Here is a 16,446-nt window from a genome sequence, read left to right as displayed (position 1 = left end):
GAATACGTCTTTAACGCAGGGCAGGGCCATGACCTCCAACCACTCCGCGCCGCTGGTCGGCATCGTGATGGGCTCCCGTTCGGATTGGGAGACCATGCAACACGCGGCTCAAAAGCTCGATGCGTTGGGCGTGCCTTACGAAGTCAAGGTGGTCTCGGCGCATCGCACCCCCGATGTGTTGTTCACCTATGCCGAGCAGGCGGGTGAACGCGGCCTGCGCGCGATCATTGCTGGTGCCGGCGGCGCAGCACACTTGCCGGGCATGTTGGCGGCCAAGACGGCGGTGCCGGTGCTGGGTGTGCCGGTGCAATCCAAGGCGCTCAACGGCATGGATTCGTTGTTGTCCATCGTGCAGATGCCGGCCGGGATTCCGGTTGCCACGTTTGCCATCGGCAATGCCGGCGCCGCCAATGCCGCATTGTTCGCAGCCGCGATGCTGGCGCCGGAGCAGGCGCAGATCGGCCTGGCATTGGCGCAGTTCCGCGCCAAGCAGACCGACGATGTGATGGCCAGCGACGACCCGCGCCAATGAGCACGGTTGGCATTCTGGGTGGCGGCCAACTGGCACGCATGCTGGTGTTGGCCGGCGCGCCGTTGGGGCTGCGCTTTGCGGTGTTCGACCCGTCCGCCGATGCCTGCGCAGGGCAGGTGGCAGCGCTGCAGGTCGGTGCATTCGACGAGACGGCTGCGCTTGCCGCATTCGCCGCACAGGTGGATGTGATCACCTTCGATTTCGAAAACGTGCCGGCCGCCAGCGCGCAGCAGTTGGCCGAGCAGGTGCCGGTGTTTCCCAGTGCTGCCGCATTGGCGGTGGCGCAGGACCGGCTCAGCGAAAAAACCTTGTTCCGCGAGCTTGGCATTCCGGTTCCCGAGTTCGCTGCTATCGATGACCGTGCTGGACTCGATGCGGCATTGGCCCGCATCGGTACGCCTTGCGTGCTGAAGACGCGCCGCTTCGGCTACGACGGCAAGGGCCAGTTTCGCATCAGGACGCTGGCCGATGCCGATGCCGCGTGGGATGCGCTGGGTGCGCAGGCGGCGAACGTCGGGCTGATCGTGGAAGCCTTCGTGCCGTTCCAGCGCGAGGTCAGCGTGGTGGCGGTACGCGGCCGCGATGGCGAGTTTCGCGCCTGGCCGCTGACCGAGAACTGGCATGTGGACGGCGTGCTGTCGGCCAGTCTGGCGCCGGCAACTGTGGATGCCGGATTGCAGGCTGCCGCAGATGCGCATGCGCGCGCGATTGCCGAGCGCCTGGACTATGTGGGGGTGTTTGCGCTGGAACTCTTCGTGCGCGATGGCGAGCTGCTCGCCAACGAGATCGCGCCGCGCGTGCACAACTCCGGCCATTGGACCATTGAAGGCGCAGAGACCTCGCAATTCGAAAATCATGTGCGTGCGGTGCTTGGTTTGCCGCTCGGCAGCACCGCAATGCGCGGTCACGCCTGCATGCTCAACTGGCTGGGTGCGATGCCGGATGCGGTTGCGTTTCTTGCGGTGCCCGGTGGGCATTGGCACGACTACGGCAAGCAGTCGCGCGCCGGTCGCAAAGTCGGCCATGCAACGCTACGCGCCGATACGCCGTCGCTGCTTGCGCGCGCACTGGTCAATGCGGGCAGTGCCTTGCAGCGTGAGACGCAGGTTGGGCCGGTGGTTGCACGCTTGAGCGAAGCGTAATCTTCAAGGCGTATGAGCGGTGACGCGGCGAAATAGCGTCAAAACGCGTGACTCGTAAGTAAGCTTTGTCGAACAGATCGATGGCCGCCACGCGCGGCTCTGCAGCAGTCGATCGATCTAATAAACGCTGCGACTACTAATGAACGCCAAGACCAACTGCATGGCTAACCCAACCGGCTAGCCGCAAAATCCCAGTTGATCAGCTTCCAGAACGCGTCAAGGTAGTGCGCGCGATCCTGCTGATAATCCAGGTAGTACGCGTGTTCCCACAGGTCGCAGACGAGCAGTGGCGTGTCCGGCCCGGTCAGCGGCGTGGACGCATTGGGCGTGGCAACGACCGCCAAGGCGCCGTCCGGGCGCTGCACCAGCCACACCCAGCCCGAGCCGAACGTACCCAGCGCGACACGGCTGAATTCCTGCTTGAAGTGCGCGAAGTCGCCGAACGATCTGGCGATGCTGTCGGCCAGCCGGCCCAGCGGCTCGCCGCCACCGCGTGGGCGCAGGCATTGCCAGTAGAAATTGTGGTTCCACACTTGCGCGGCCAGATGAAACAGCGTGCCCTGCGCCCGTGCGATGATCTCTTCCAGCGTCAGCTCGGCGAACTCGCTGCCTTCGATGCGCGCATTGAGCCGTTCGACCTCGCTGCGATGACAGATGCCGTGGTGCGCCTCCAATGTTGCGGATGAGAGATGCGGCTCCAGAGCGGCGCGGGAGTAGGGCAGTGCAAGGTGTTCGATCGGCATGATGGCAAGGGCAGCGAAGGGAGTGCGGCGACAGGTCGCGCTGAAGGCTTACAATGCGCGCCTTTGCGGAAGTCTATCCGACCCGGCGGTCGGGCCTGCCGCTCCCAGTCAGGAGAGTCCAATGCCGGTGATGGAACGGATCCAGGCCGAAGTCGAACAACACCCGATCGTGTTGTTCATGAAAGGCACCCCGCAGTTCCCGATGTGCGGGTTTTCCAGTCGCGCAGTGCAGGCATTGGTTGCTGCCGGCGCCGACCAGCTGCGCACGGTCAACGTGTTGGAAGAACCCGAAGTGCGCGCAAATCTGCCGCGCTATTCCAACTGGCCGACCTTCCCGCAGTTATTTATTCATGGCGAGCTGATCGGCGGTTGCGACATCACGTTGGAGCTGTTTGAAGCCGGCGAACTCAAGCGCATCGTCAGTGAGGCCTATCAGCCGTGAGTGCGTTGCAGGGCCAGCCCGAAGTAGCTGCGTTGGCTGAGCGCGTGGTGCTGATCACCGGTGCTGCCGGTGGTCTTGGCGCTGCCGCTGCGCAGGCCTGCGCGTCTGCCGGCGCGACGGTTGTGCTGCTCGGTCGCAAGTTGCGCCCGCTGGAGCGGGTCTACGATGCGGTCGCCAGGCTGGGTTCGGAGCCGTTGCTGTATCCGCTGGATCTGGCCGGTGCTACGCCAGACGATTACATCGCACTTGCGCAACGGCTGCAGTCCGAGCTGGGTGGTCTGCACGGCCTGCTGCACTGCGCCGCCGACTTCGCCGGCTTGACGCCAGCCGAGCTCGCGGCGCCTGCGGATTTCGCACGCAACCTGCATGTCAACCTCACCGCGCGCGCCTGGTTGACCCAGGCCTGTCTGCCACTGCTGCGCCAGCAGGACGACGCAGCAGTGGTTTTCGTTGTGGACGATCCGGCGCGCGTTGGTCAGGCCTATTGGGGTGCCTACGGTGCGGCCCAGCATGCGCAGCGTGGCCTGCTTGCCAGCCTGCATCACGAAACCGCCTCCGGCCCGGTGCGCATCAGCGGGCTGCAGCCCGGCCCGATGCGCACCGCCTTGCGCGCACGTGCTTTCACCCATCAGGAAGATAGCGAGGCGGTCGACCCCGTGCGCTATGCGCCTGCCTGCGTCACCTTGCTGTCCATGGCGGGCGCTGCGCACCGTGGTGCGATCTGGAGTCCTTCCGCATGACCATCCTGTCGGCAGCCTTGCTGCTGTTCCTGATTCTCGACCCGCTGGGCAATATCCCGGTGTTTCTCAGCGTACTCAAGCCGCTGCCGCCGAAGCGCCAGCGTTTCGTGCTCGCGCGCGAATTGTTGATCGCCTTGTTCGTGCTGATGGCGTTCCTGTGGGGCGGCAAGTACGCGCTGGAGTTGATGCATCTGCGTCAGGAATCGGTGGCCATCGCCGGCGGCATCGTGCTGTTCCTGATCGGCATCCGCATGATCTTCCCGCGCCCGGAAGGCCTGATGGGCGAGATCCCCGATGGCGAACCCTTCATCGTGCCGCTGGCGATCCCGCTGGTGGCCGGCCCGTCCGGCATGGCTGCGGTGATGCTGATGGGTAGCAACGAACCGACTCGACTGTGGGACTGGAGCCTGGCGCTGATGATTGCCTGGATTGGTGCATCCACGATCCTGGCCTCGGCCCCGCTGCTGTACAAGCTGCTCGGCCACCGTGCACTGACCGCGATCGAGCGACTGATGGGCATGCTGCTGGTGGCCATTTCGGTGCAAATGTTTCTAGATGGCTTGGGCACTTACTTCAAGTTGCCGGTGTCAATTTAGGGCGAGGCGAGGCAGGACAGTTGGCATGCTTGGAAAGGAGTTGGCTGCGGCGTGTGGTTTGACTGGAACCTCAAGGGCGCACGATTGAACCTGCGGACTTCCCGTTTCCTAATGCTCAAGCCGAAATAGCTCGATCTAACGATCTAACGATCTTGGCCTAGCCCGGCTCGGTTGAAGGCTAGCAATGAGCGGTCCGCGATATGGCATGACTACCGCGCCAACTTGGTAGACGGCTTCACATCGCATCCGATGCGCAAAGCGACGCCCATTCGACATCGCAAGCGTCGAATCACCCGCGCGCTTCATCCGAGACCCGCGTCTCACTCCCTCTGCGACTTTGCACGATGGCGTTTGCTCCTTCACATGCGAAGTTCATGTTGCACTGCGCGAAGTTTGTCACGCCGCCGTCACAATCAGGCCTTAGCGTGTTAATCTGTTGTTAACCGTTGCGGCAGCAACCAGCCGCGCGGCGAGGGACCCCAGATCATCGGCAGCCCATCCCCGGGAACGGTTGGGCTGACTGCGCCTTTTTGTCACTGCCCAACCTGTATCGAGGCTACCGAAATGACCCACCCCCGTTGTCTTCGCATGTCCAAGCTGACGCTTGGCCTTGTTGCCGCACTTGCCGCTGCTCCCGTATTTGCCCAGAGCACCTCTGCCGGCGTCGCTGGCCTGGTCACCAGCAGCGGCGGTCAGCCGGTGCCGAATGCCGAAGTGACGATCACCCACGTCGAATCGGGCACCGTCAGCCGCGCCACCACCGATGCCAGCGGACGCTACAACGCGCGCGGCCTGCGTGTGGGTGGGCCGTATACGATCACCATCACCAAATCGGGTGAAGGCACGAAGACCGAAGAGGGCGTGTACCTGAACCTAAATCAGGTCAATAGCGTCGACGCTTCCCTGGGTGGTGACGTCACCACGCTGGGTGCTGTGCAGGCCATTGGCGGCGACTACGGCTCGGCCTTGTTCAGTGCCAACAAGATGGGCACCGGCACCAACGTGACCCGTGAGCAGATCGAATCGCTGCCGTCGATCAACCGCAACCTGCAGGACTATGTGCGCCTGGATCCACGTGTGGCGCAGACCGACAAGGCACGCAACGAGATCTCGGTGGGCGGTCAGAATCCGCGCTTCAATCTAATTCGCGTGGACGGTATCAGTACCAACGACGCGTTCGGCCTGGAATCCAACGGACTGCCGACTCCGCGCCAGCCGTTCTCGATGGATGTCATTGACGAAATCTCCGTCGATGTAGCGAACTACGACGTGACCATCACTGGTGCCACCGGCGGCGTGATCAATGCGGTCACCAAGTCCGGTACCAACGAGTTTCACGGTTCGGTCTACGGCACCTACCGCGAGAACGATTGGTCGGGTAAGAACCAGAACGATATCCGCCCGCAGCTGTTTGATAACGAGTCCACCTATGGCTTGACCCTCGGCGGCCCGATCATCAAGGACAAGCTGTTCTTCTTCGCGAACTACGAAAAGTACAAGGGCAAAGGCGTGTTTACCGGAGCCTCTGGCTACGGTCCGACTGGCTCGGGTGAGAGCAATATCGTTCCGATCTCGCAGGCACAAGTCGATGAAATTATCGACATTTCGCGTAATGTCTACGGATTCGATCCAGGTACTCTCGCACTGCCGGCACTGGATTCGGATTCGGAAGAAAAGGGTTTCAAGCTTGACTGGAATATTTCCGACAAGCACCGTGCGTCCTTCCGCTACGGCGAGACCGAGCAGAGCACTGCGAACCTCAACGGTTTTGGCAATCAGGCGCTGTCGCTGAATTCGTATCACTATGTTCGCGATTTCAGTCTCAAGACCTACACCGCGCAGTTGTTCAGCGATTGGACCGACACCTTCTCGACTGAAGCCAAGGTGTCGTACCGCGATTACTCTGCGGTGCGTACGGCTGCTTCGCAATTGCCGGCCGTGGCTGTGCGTATCGGCAACAACACCGTGAACCTGGGCACCGAGCAAAGCACCCAGGCCAATGAGCTGCGTACCGAAACGTGGAACGCCTTTTTCGCGGGCACACTGTTCTTGAACGACCACACCGTCAAGTTCGGCTTTGACTATGAAGACAACGATCTTTTCAATCTGTTTGGACAGCGCGTCTTCGGTTCTTACACGTTCAATTCGATTTCGGACTACCGTAACAATATTGCCCAGAACTATCGTTACTCGGAGTCCAACAGCGGAAATATCGACGATATCGCTGCCAAGTGGGGAATGCGCAACGTGGGCGTCTTTGTGCAGGACACCTGGGCAGTCAATAACAACCTGACGCTGACCTTCGGTCTGCGTTACGACGAGCCGATGGTGAAAAACAGTCCTGCCTACAATGCGACGGCATCCTCTGTGTTCGGCTTCCGCAACGACCAGACCATCGACGGGAATGGCCTGTTCGAGCCGCGTTTTGGTTTCAACTATACGTTTGATAGTGATCGCCCGACTCAGGTGCGTGGTGGCGTAGGCCTCTTCCAGGGCGCAGCGGCAACGGTTTGGTTGTCGAATCCATACTCCAACACCGGTCTGGCTTATACGGACTACAACTTCTCTAGCCCGGCACTGGTACGCGACAATGGCATCCGCTTTACTCCGGATATCAACAATCAGCCGCGTGGCACGACTGTCGCCGGGAGTACGCAATCTGTCGATTTCGTTGATGGCAAGCTGGGGCAGCCCTCAGTGTGGAAGGCGAACCTCGCCTTCGATACCGAACTTCCTTGGTATGGCATCGTTGCATCTGCCGAAGCCGTAGTTACCCAGGTCAACGAGGCTATCTACTACCAGCAGCTGAACCTAGGTGCGGCGAGTGCAATCGGACAGGATGGCCGTAATATCTATTGGAATGCAAATGGTCTCCGTCCTAGCAGCTGGGACAGGAATGGCCTGCAGCCGAGTGGCGTTTCGGTGGATGCACGCGGTAATCGTGACCGCCGGTACAACGATGCGCTCATCGCACGTCCAACCGACAAGGGTGGAAGCGAAAGCTTCACCGTTGGTCTGAACAAGCCGTTCAACGGCGGCGACTGGTCTTGGGGCCTTTACTACACGTACACCGATGCCGATGAAGTCAGTGGCCTGACCAGTTCGACCTCGGGTTCGCAGCTTGGCAACAACGCGGTGTTCCAGGCGAATGAAAACGTAGCCTCGACTGCGGCGTACGAGATCAAGAACAGCATCCTCGGTACGCTGAACTGGAAGCATGCGTTCTTCGGCGACTACGAGACCAAGGTCGGTTTGATCTACCAAGGTCGTAACGGTCGTCCATACAGCTACACCTTCGACAACGATGCCAACGGCGATGGTCGTCTGAACGATCTGCTATACATCCCGAATGGCCCCGGCGATGTGCAGTTCGGCACAGCTGCGGAAGCGCAGGCGTTCTGGGCTTACGTGGAAGGCAACGAGTATCTGTCTGCACGCCGTGGCCAGGTTGCCGAACGCAACGGCGCACGCAACTCCTGGATCAACCAGTTCGATCTTCATATCGAACAGGAAGTGCCGGGCTTCTTCAAGGGCAACAAGGCATCTGTGTGGCTCGACGTCATGAACGTCGGCAACCTGCTCAACAAGAAGTGGGGCCGCGTTGAAGAGTATGGCTTCCCGGGCATGCGTGGCGTTGTCGAGTACGGCGGTATCGATCAGACCACTGGAAAGTACGTCTACCGCTTCAACACCCCGGATCAGTCGACCGTTTACGACGATCGCGGCATCTCCCGTTGGGCGCTGCAGTTGGGCTTCCGCTACCAGTTCTAAAGCTGGCTAGAGTGTCGAAGTTTGCAAAAACGGCCGGGTTTTCCCGGCCGTTTTCTTTTGTGCGGGTGAGTACGCTAAAGTTCTGAGATACGACAGGAGCAAGCTATGGAACTCAGCAGTACGGCAGCACGGGCGCTGCCGGTGGTGGATGCGCGGATCTATCCGCGTGGCGGTCTGGATGTGTTGTCCAAGGCGGAAGTGGCGCGCTTGCGCGATGCCTCCAGTGGCGGCATGCACGAGCTGTTGCGCCGTTGCGCGCTGGCCGTGCTCACCAGCGGTAGCGCTTCGGACGACCCGCGCGCCGCGCGCGATCTGTATCCGGATTTCGATATCCAGGTGAACCAGCAGGATCGTGGCATCCGCATCGATCTGAGCAATGCGCCGGCGATGGCGTTTGTCGATGGCGAGATCATCCGAGGTGTGGCTGAGCTGCTGTTCGCCGTCGTGCGCGATCTGGCCTACATGGCGATCGAGCTCGAAGCGCAGCGCGCCGATCTCGATACCAGCGAAGGCATCACCAACGCAGTGTTCGGCCAGCTGCGCAACGCACGCATCCTGCAGCCGTCCGACCCAAATCTGGTCGTGTGCTGGGGTGGCCATTCCATCTCGCGCGACGAATATCTCTATACCAAGCAGGTGGGCTACGAGCTCGGCCTGCGCGGCCTGGACATCTGTACCGGCTGTGGCCCGGGCGCGATGAAGGGGCCGATGAAGGGCGCCACCATCGCCCACGCCAAGCAGCGCAAACACCACACCCGCTACATCGGCGTCACCGAGCCAGGCATCATCGCCGCCGAGTCGCCGAACCCGATCGTCAACCACCTGGTGATCATGCCGGACATCGAGAAACGCCTCGAGGCTTTCGTCCGTATCGGCCACGGCATCCTGGTGTTCCCCGGTGGCGTCGGCACGGCGGAGGAAATCCTCTATCTGCTCGGCATCCTGTTGCGCGAAGAGAACGCCGATTTGCCGTTCCCGCTGATCCTGACCGGCCCGACCATTGCCGCGCCGTATTTCGAGCAGATCGACCGCTTCATCCGGCTCACCCTGGGCGAAGCTGTCGCTTTGCGCTACGAGATCATCGTCGGCGACCCGGTCGCGGTGGCGCGTCGCATGGCCGAAGGCATCCATGAGGTGCGCGCGCACCGCAAGGACCAGAAGGACTCGTACTACTTCAACTGGTCGGTGCACATCCCGCTCGAGTACCAGCAGCCGTTCGAACCCAGCCACGAAGCCATGGCCGCCCTGGACCTGCACCACGGCCGCCCCGCACCCGCGCTGGCCGCGGACCTGCGCCGCGCCTTCTCCGGCATCGTCGCCGGCAACGTCAAGGAAGACGGCATGCGCCGCATCGAAGAGTTCGGCCCCTTCGAGATCCACGGCGACCCGGACATCATGCAGGCGCTGGACGAACTGCTGCGAGGATTTGTCGAGCAGCGCCGGATGAAGATCTCGGGGGATTACCGGCCTTGTTATCGGGTGGTTACTTGATCCGCTAGCTGCGGGACTGACGTTCGTCGGTCAAGAGAGCCGCCTGTCGGTAGGGCGCTTGTCTTTACCGTTATGGCCACTCATGCTCCTCAGCACTGACGCTGGGGAGCGTATTGATGTCTTTCTGCCGTGCCCGCGGGTTCACGCTGGTTGAGTTGATGACTACGGTTGCGGTCCTTGCGATCGTGGCCGCTATCGGTTACCCGAGTTTTCAAGGCGTCATTCGGTCGAATCGAGCTGTTACCGCAAATAATGAAGTGGTCGGGTTGCTCAACCTCGCCAGGAGCGAAGCATTGCGTTCTGGTCAGAGTGGGGCGATCTGCGGAAGCAGTAATGGCACTGCCTGCGATGGGAGCTGGGGCGGAGGCATCCTTGCATGGAGCGATGTCAATGCAAACGGTGCATTGGATGGCGGAGAACCGGTCCTGCGCTACTGGCTTGGCAATCCCAAGCTTGTTGTTCAAGGCCCGAGTAGCGGTCTAGTGGCTTTTGACGGCCGAGGACGCCGAATTTCAGCTGCCGACCAGCAGATCACTGTGCGTCCGGATCAATGTGCCGGCCAGCAATTGATGCGAACGCTGCTCATCAATGCAGCTGGGCAAGTCAGAAGCAGAAAGGACACCTGTCAATGAGACAGCACGGCACTAGGCGGGAAGCATCTGGGTTTACATTGATCGAGGTATTGATAGCGATCATTGTTCTCGCGTTCGGGCTGCTTGGCTTTGCGCTGCTACAAACGATGAGCGTGCGTTTCGTGCAAAGCGCCAACTATCGAACACAGGCGACCAATCTCGCCTATGACCTTATCGATCAAATGCGCTCGAATCGGTACCAGGCTAGTCAGTACACAGCGGCCAGCTTCGCCGCGGGTTCGGTGACCGCAAGAGGAGCCTGTAGTCGCCCGACCGGCGAGACCGTGTCCATCACCCAAAATATTACTCGCTGGAAATGTCAGGTTGCCAAGGCATTGGGAGACTCTTCATCGGCAAATGTTGTGGTCGCCAACGGACAGGTCACTGTGTCCATCTCCTGGGGTGATCAGAAGTGGAATGCAACTGATCCGGACACATCGACGACATTCGCATTGCAGACAGAGATTTGATCATGACCGCACGTACCAGGGCGGCGGGTCTGTCGCTTATTGAAATGATGATTGCGCTGGTCATTGGCCTTGTGCTGCTGCTCGGGGTGATCCAGGTCTTTTCCGCTTCGAGGACAGCATTTCAGCTGTCTGAAGGAGCGTCCAGAGCCCAAGAAAATGCACGGTTTGCCCTGGATTTTCTGGCGCGTGACATCCGGATGGCGGGCCACTTCGGTTGCGTCAACGATCAGGCGCATTTTGTGAAAGGCCAGGGGGATCCTCGCGTCAGCTTATCTGCGACAACCGGAAGTGGCAGCCCACTGGACTTCTCTGTATCGATTCAAGGGTATGAAGCGACGGGTACATCGCCGGGAGCCCAGCTGCGGCTCGGCGGAACGTTGTCCGCCGCCGCTGGTGTGCCTTCGCAAATTCAAGCACTCAATCCTGCTCCGTTGCCAGGCAGCGATATTCTTGTACTACGTTTTCTTTCCCCTGAAGGTGTGCCGGTTACTGGACTGGTACGTACAGGCAGCAACTCCATCGCCAGCTTTGATGCAGGGCGTTTGTCACGCTTAACCAGCGGAGGCGTTGGAACACCGACCTTATTTGGAATCGCCGACTGCTCGCATGCAGACGTGTTTACTGGGACATCTGCTGCGAGTTCTGTAACGACCAGCGTAGATCTGTCGCGCTATACCGCGCAGCCGACGGGGCAAACAATGCTCTACCGTGCCGAGTCACTGGTGTACTACGTCGGCACTGGAGCCTCCGGTGAGCCTGCGCTGCGTCGAGCACGCGCAGCGAGTGATGGCACATACGCTCAGAACGAGGAGCTCGTCGAGGGAATTGAGAATCTGCAGCTGCTATACGGGCTGGATTCCACAGCCAATATCTCAAGTGCTACTCCGCCAGTGGGGAATATAACGTCTCAATTGACGGCATCAGGGTTGGGAGCCAGTGCAGATGCGGCCGGCGCCAACCAGTGGCGACGGGTTGGGGCGGTCCAGGTAGGAATTTTGGCACGCAGTCCCAATACGGCGAACGCTATTGCCACGGCTAGTGACGATCCCGTGGGTGTACTGGGAGTCAGCATGCAACCGCCATCTGCACCTGACGGCCGCTACCGAGCCAGTTATGAACTATCCATCGCACTTCGCAATCGCTTGTTTGGCAACTAATCATGAATCGTCATCGCAACCTCGTGAATAAAGTACGTTTGTCCTCGCGCAGTCGGCAGAAGGGCGCTGTTCTGTATGTTGCCCTGATCATGTTGATTCTGCTTGCGTTGTTGGGTATCTCTGCAATGCAGGTAGCAGGGATGCAGGAAAAGATGGCATCCAACTACCGTGCTGTTAACCGTGCTTTCCAGCAAGCGGAGGGTGTCGTGCGTAACAGCGAGGCGTCAGTTGAGGCGATTTCCAACCGCACCACGCTACCGACTGGCAGCACGGTTACCTCTGCCAGCATAAAGCGTGGATGCGATGATGGTTTCGACCCGGTGCAGTGGGCCCGCGAGCAGACCTCGACCGAAGCCACGAATGTACGCCAAATAGACCAGTGCATCGAGGGCGAGGCGAGCATCGGGATGGGGCCGCCGATGGATTCGGCGTCACCAATTTTTCAAATCACAGGCGTTTCCGTGGACGATGAGACAAACGCCTCGTCGAGGTCCGCCATTGATACCGTCTTTAAGCTTTAAAGGCCAATGTTATGCTATCGCGTAAAGTAAAGCTCATTACTGGTTCCAGTATGGTCTGCCTTGTCGGGCTGGGCTTGGTCTATATGCTGGTTGCTGCACAAGGCCAAGGGCCGCTTGCGCAGGAGCCGCTCAATAATCAGCTGCCTATCCCGCCAGCCTTTATTATGGCCGTGGACGATTCGGGCTCAATGACGTTTCAGACACAGTTTCCCGGTGCTGATGGGCAGGGGTGCTGGAGTGAAGATCGACGAAGTTTCTTCTCATCCCCGGGTGTGCTCAATCGCTCTGGTGATGCGTGTGGGTATAATCATGTGATGATTGGTCCTCGTCTCGAATTGGGTCGGCTTGGGATACCGCCTCTTGATATCTATGGGTTTGCAAAATCGGCTGCCTACAATCCAACTTACTATAATCCTCAAGTCAAGTACGATCCCTGGATTGGTGCTGACCGAAAGGCGTATCCTGATGCGGATACTGGGTTAACAAAAATTGACCCGCGTCTGGATACGGCTACTAATCTTGTCAATTTGACTGATGATTTATTGGTAGCTAATTGGCTTGATGCAGGACTTATGCAGGACGGAATGGTTATTCCGAGCGGGACACGTTATCGGCGTGTTTTGTTGAATAATCGGGGTGCTGTGTCTGGGTATGGATCAGTCCAAACTGCTAATGGCACAGCATGGAGTGGCGGTGAAGTCCATATAGTGATTTCGCATAGACGAGCAGTGTTTTTTGTGCCTTATACGTCAAATAACGATCCACGTCCCGTTCTTCCCGGAGCGCCTAATGCCTATGATGGGGTTGCGCGCGTGCGTGTGGCCAATGCATGCGGGCAAGGGTGCGACCTTTGGAAGTACACGATTCCTGCAAGCGCGACAGCTGCTTTAAAAAACTTTGCCAATTGGTTCTCGTTTTATGGAAACCGGAACAGAGCGATGATTGCAGGGATGACACGCTCCTTTGATGCGGTAGAGGAAAATCTTCGCGTTGGTTATTTCCGAATTAACCAAAATACAAGTTTTGATTCGGTCGATGAACGCTTGGTGATGAGGAATATAGGCGTCACGGCGGACCGAAATTCCCTCAATAGTGAAATGATTAGTCTTACTGCATCGGGTGGTACGCCAAATCGGGAGGCAGTAAATGCAGCGGGAATTCAGTTCACGCGCTCGGATTCAGGAGCGCCAGTTCAATTGGCGTGCCAAAAGAATGCTGTAATGCTTTTTACCGATGGATTTAGTAACGACATCGATAATAATTTCGCTGCTGTCGATAATGCCGATGGCGATGGCGGAATGGGTATTCCGTTTGCTGACACTTATTCCAACACTATGGCGGATATCGCTGCGCGATATTACAATAATTTCAATGGCGCGTCGCCGCTTCGTCCAGACCTCACGGCTGGGCAGGTTCCTGTTCCCAGCGAATGTGCGTCGGCGCCAAGTGTAAGGCTTGATTGCCAGAAAAATCTGCATATCAATTTCTTCGGTATAACGCTTGGGGCGAGGGGTAATATTTTTAACCCCGATATAGTGCAGGATGCTTACGCGAATCCGACCATCTATCAGAATTGGCCGGCCCGCTCCGATAATAATCCCTCAACTGTTGATGACATATGGCACGCTGCCGTTAATACGCGAGGCGAGTACATCAATGCACGTACTCCTGCCGATATCACAGCCGCGATCGATCGCGTCCTTGCGTCTGTGACTCAGGGTGAGTCCCCATCGGGCACTGCCGCGCAGACTGGCGCGCGGATCGGAAATGGCTCGTTTGCTGTTACGCCTTCTTACCGGATCGCGACTGACGGCACTGACTGGTACGGCCGCCTGGAAGGTAATCGTGTGGCGATTGATCCTCAATCCCGTTTGGCTACGACGACGCTGGTCTGGGAGGCCAGCGCCCGTCTTGGTGGGACTAGTCAAGAAGCGCGAAACATTGTTGTGAACAAGGCGGGTAGTACGGTTAACTTCAATGCCACTAATGTTTCGCTCTCTGATTTGTGTACCAAACCTGCTGGACTCTATCCTGGAATTGCCAAGTGCACGGAGCTTGGTTTGACGCTGATTGGAGCAACTGCTCAGTCTGCCCTGTATTATCTCAGAGGAGATCGAGGGAATGAAGTTAAAAATCAGGGTAGGTTCCGTGATCGGACTTCCTTGCTTGGTGATATCGTCAACTCGTCTCCAGTCATCAGCGCTCCGACCGATGACTATGGCTATCGGGCGCTTCAGGGTGCATTAGGAACGACCTATGGCACTTACCTCGCTACAAAGACGACATCTGGACGTTATACGGTATACGTCGGTGCAAACGACGGTATGCTGCACGCGTTCGATGCGGGTATGACTGCAGATGGCTCAGTGGACGTCAATGGAGGAGCCGAGCGTTTTGCATATATTCCTGCAACTGCACTAGGACACATGGGGGATCTCCTCTTGCCTTCGGATCCCACAAATAGGAATGTCGAGTACGAGCATCGTTATTATGTAGATGGTCCCGTTGTGGTAGGTGACGCTAATTATGGTGGTGGCTGGAAGACGGTTGCCGTCGGAGCCGCGGGAGCGGGAGGGCGTAGCGTATTCGCACTTGACGTGACGAATCCCACGGCCTTCTCGACGTCTAGCAAGCTTTGGGAAATTAGTGACCTTGATACCAGCCTTTCGGCTGCTATCAGGAGCAATATCGGTCATGTGCTCGGAAAACCCGTCATCGTCCCGGTTAGAGGTGCTGCAGGAGCTGTCACTTGGAAGGCAATTTTTGGTAACGGCTACAACAGTCAGAGCGGGAAAGCAGTATTGTTCGTGGTGGATATCAAAGCAGGTGCGCCTGCCGTTACGATGATCGAAGCGACAGAGGCTGGTGCCGCAATTGCCGGCACCAATGGGTTAGGGAACATAGTTGTTGTGGATCGGTGGGGTGGGGTCTCTCAGGCTGACGCGGTTCGCGATGGGTTAGCAGACACTGTCTACGGCGCTGATCAAAAGGGTGCTATTTGGAAATTCGATCTTCGTAGTACGGCTGCCTCTATCACGGTGCCATTTTTTACTGCGAGAACCTCCGCAGAGAATGGGCAGACTTATCGCCAGCCGATTACCGGAGGGCTTGTAGCGACCGCTGGAGATGCCGGTGGCGTGATGTTGTTCTTTGGAACCGGGAGTTTTTCGTTCACGAGTGATCCCAGGGATGAATCGATCCAATCGCTTTATGGCATTAACGATCTCTCCAGAGGCGCACCGGTTGCCGCGCTCACTCGAGCAAACCTTCAGGGCAGTACGGTCGTTCAGAACGGTGATCGGACTCTGAGCCGTGCTGCAGCTCCTGCGAGTTCGCGGGGTTGGTACGTAGATTTACCAGCGAAGGAGCGGATGGTTGGCAACCCCTCGATTGCTTCGGGAATCGTGTTTATCCCAACGTATACACCGGCCGTGGTCAGTGCGGGTTGCGAACCAGCTGGTGCAAACTGGTTGTTCGGCTTGGATACGCGTACTGGAGATGGTGCTTTGATGGATGCACGCAAAGGATCTCCCACGGGCGCCAGCTTTGGCGCAAGAACGGCTGCAACACCGCTGACCACGGGCGGTACTGCTCCAGTCAAGGATGTTGGAGTCTCCGCGATTCCCCGGCTGTCCCCGGCTGAAAGTGGTAGTGTGCCTGGCGGGCAGGCCTGCTGGATGGTCGTCACTGCCGCAGGCTCTGGTCCGCTCTATATATCTTACCCATGCGGCAGGCAGTCCTGGAGGCAGGTCCAATGACAACTTTCTTGCAGGCATTTAGGGGGCGTGCGGCGTCAGTGCGTGAACAGGGACGAGCCGTTTCCGGGTTCACATTGATCGAGTTGATGATAGTTGTAGCGGTAATAGCGATCTTGTCTGCCATTGCGTATCCGAGCTACGCCGAGTACGTTCGTAAGTCCCGAAGGGCGCAGGCTAAAGCTGATCTCGTCGAGTATGCGCAGTTAGCGGTGAGGTTCTACACCGTACGAAATACCTACGTTGATTTTTCGCTGCCAACGCTAGTTTCGCCTCGGGAGGGAGGAACAGCCGCGTATCGGCTTGCTCTTCAAACCACCCAGTCGACCTTCTCGATCTCTGCAACTGCACAGGGCAATCAAGCGCAAGACAAGTGCGGGGATCTTGGCATTGATCAAGCCTCAAGGAAGTCCAATTCCAAGGGAACCAAATCCGACTGTTGGTGATGTAGAGA

Annotated in this window: 14 protein-coding genes; 13 read left to right on the top strand and 1 reads right to left on the bottom strand. The window is 58.5% G+C overall.

What is annotated here, in order from left to right:
• The first annotated feature begins 28 nt into the window (after window positions 1-28).
• Window positions 29-532 (top strand): 5-(carboxyamino)imidazole ribonucleotide mutase, encoded by a 504-nt coding sequence (gene purE / locus FFY45_RS16365; protein WP_006450542.1) that lies wholly within the window; start codon window positions 29-31, stop codon window positions 530-532.
• The gene (locus FFY45_RS16360) at window positions 529-1,674 is read left to right on the top strand and encodes a 5-(carboxyamino)imidazole ribonucleotide synthase (RefSeq protein WP_176341228.1); all 1,146 of its coding nucleotides are present in this window, start codon (window positions 529-531) and stop codon (window positions 1,672-1,674) included. Before purE ends, FFY45_RS16360 begins: the two co-directional genes overlap by 4 nt.
• 164 nt (window positions 1,675-1,838) lie before the next feature.
• On the opposite strand, the gene FFY45_RS16355 is transcribed toward FFY45_RS16360, so the two are convergent.
• Entirely contained in the window at window positions 1,839-2,417 is a 579-nt protein-coding gene (locus tag FFY45_RS16355) for a superoxide dismutase (RefSeq protein WP_176341227.1), read from the bottom strand.
• Between the two features lie 121 nt (window positions 2,418-2,538).
• On the opposite strand from FFY45_RS16355, the gene grxD reads away from it, so the two are divergent.
• The 11 genes from grxD to FFY45_RS16300 all read left to right on the top strand — a co-directional run bounded on the left by grxD (window position 2,539) and on the right by FFY45_RS16300 (window position 16,438).
• Window positions 2,539-2,859 carry a Grx4 family monothiol glutaredoxin gene (gene grxD, locus FFY45_RS16350; RefSeq protein ID WP_006450539.1) on the top strand — a complete coding sequence of 107 codons (321 nt, stop codon included), beginning with the start codon at window positions 2,539-2,541 and terminating at the stop codon, window positions 2,857-2,859.
• Window positions 2,856-3,599, top strand: a complete 744-nt coding sequence (locus FFY45_RS16345) for an SDR family NAD(P)-dependent oxidoreductase (protein ID WP_176341226.1) — start codon at window positions 2,856-2,858, stop codon at window positions 3,597-3,599. Before grxD ends, FFY45_RS16345 begins: the two co-directional genes overlap by 4 nt.
• A complete protein-coding gene (locus tag FFY45_RS16340; protein WP_006450537.1) occupies window positions 3,596-4,195 on the top strand; it encodes a YhgN family NAAT transporter in 600 nt (199 codons plus the stop codon). The genes FFY45_RS16345 and FFY45_RS16340 overlap by 4 nt, the downstream gene beginning before the upstream one ends.
• Window positions 4,196-4,759: 564 nt before the next feature.
• Complete coding sequence (locus FFY45_RS16335; RefSeq protein ID WP_176341225.1) at window positions 4,760-7,966, top strand: TonB-dependent receptor; 3,207 nt, start codon at window positions 4,760-4,762, stop codon at window positions 7,964-7,966.
• A 105-nt stretch (window positions 7,967-8,071) separates the two neighbouring features.
• Complete coding sequence (ppnN, locus tag FFY45_RS16330) at window positions 8,072-9,457, top strand: nucleotide 5'-monophosphate nucleosidase PpnN (protein ID WP_074057147.1); 1,386 nt, start codon at window positions 8,072-8,074, stop codon at window positions 9,455-9,457.
• Window positions 9,458-9,573: 116 nt separating this feature from the next.
• Complete coding sequence (locus FFY45_RS16325; protein ID WP_176341224.1) at window positions 9,574-10,089, top strand: GspH/FimT family pseudopilin; 516 nt, start codon at window positions 9,574-9,576, stop codon at window positions 10,087-10,089.
• Window positions 10,086-10,559 (top strand): type IV pilus modification protein PilV, encoded by a 474-nt coding sequence (gene pilV, locus FFY45_RS16320; protein ID WP_176341223.1) that lies wholly within the window; start codon window positions 10,086-10,088, stop codon window positions 10,557-10,559. The genes FFY45_RS16325 and pilV overlap by 4 nt, the downstream gene beginning before the upstream one ends.
• 2 nt (window positions 10,560-10,561) lie before the next feature.
• Window positions 10,562-11,716, top strand: a complete 1,155-nt coding sequence (locus tag FFY45_RS16315; RefSeq protein WP_176341222.1) for a PilW family protein — start codon at window positions 10,562-10,564, stop codon at window positions 11,714-11,716.
• A 2-nt stretch (window positions 11,717-11,718) separates the two neighbouring features.
• Window positions 11,719-12,237 carry a pilus assembly PilX family protein gene (locus FFY45_RS16310; RefSeq protein ID WP_176341221.1) on the top strand — a complete coding sequence of 173 codons (519 nt, stop codon included), beginning with the start codon at window positions 11,719-11,721 and terminating at the stop codon, window positions 12,235-12,237.
• An 11-nt stretch (window positions 12,238-12,248) separates the two neighbouring features.
• A complete protein-coding gene (locus tag FFY45_RS16305) occupies window positions 12,249-15,995 on the top strand; it encodes a pilus assembly protein (RefSeq protein ID WP_176341220.1) in 3,747 nt (1,248 codons plus the stop codon).
• Window positions 15,992-16,438: a type IV pilin protein gene (locus FFY45_RS16300; RefSeq protein ID WP_176341219.1), complete on the top strand. Its 447-nt coding sequence runs from the start codon at window positions 15,992-15,994 to the stop codon at window positions 16,436-16,438. Before FFY45_RS16305 ends, FFY45_RS16300 begins: the two co-directional genes overlap by 4 nt.
• The last annotated feature ends 8 nt before the right edge of the window (window positions 16,439-16,446 follow it).

Origin of the sequence: Xanthomonas hortorum (genome assembly GCF_011305375.1) — a bacterium.
GTDB classification, from domain to species: Bacteria; Pseudomonadota; Gammaproteobacteria; order Xanthomonadales; family Xanthomonadaceae; genus Xanthomonas; species Xanthomonas hortorum_E.
The sequence above is the reverse complement of the archived record's forward strand: the minus strand, read 5'-3'. Positions and strand labels throughout refer to the sequence as shown.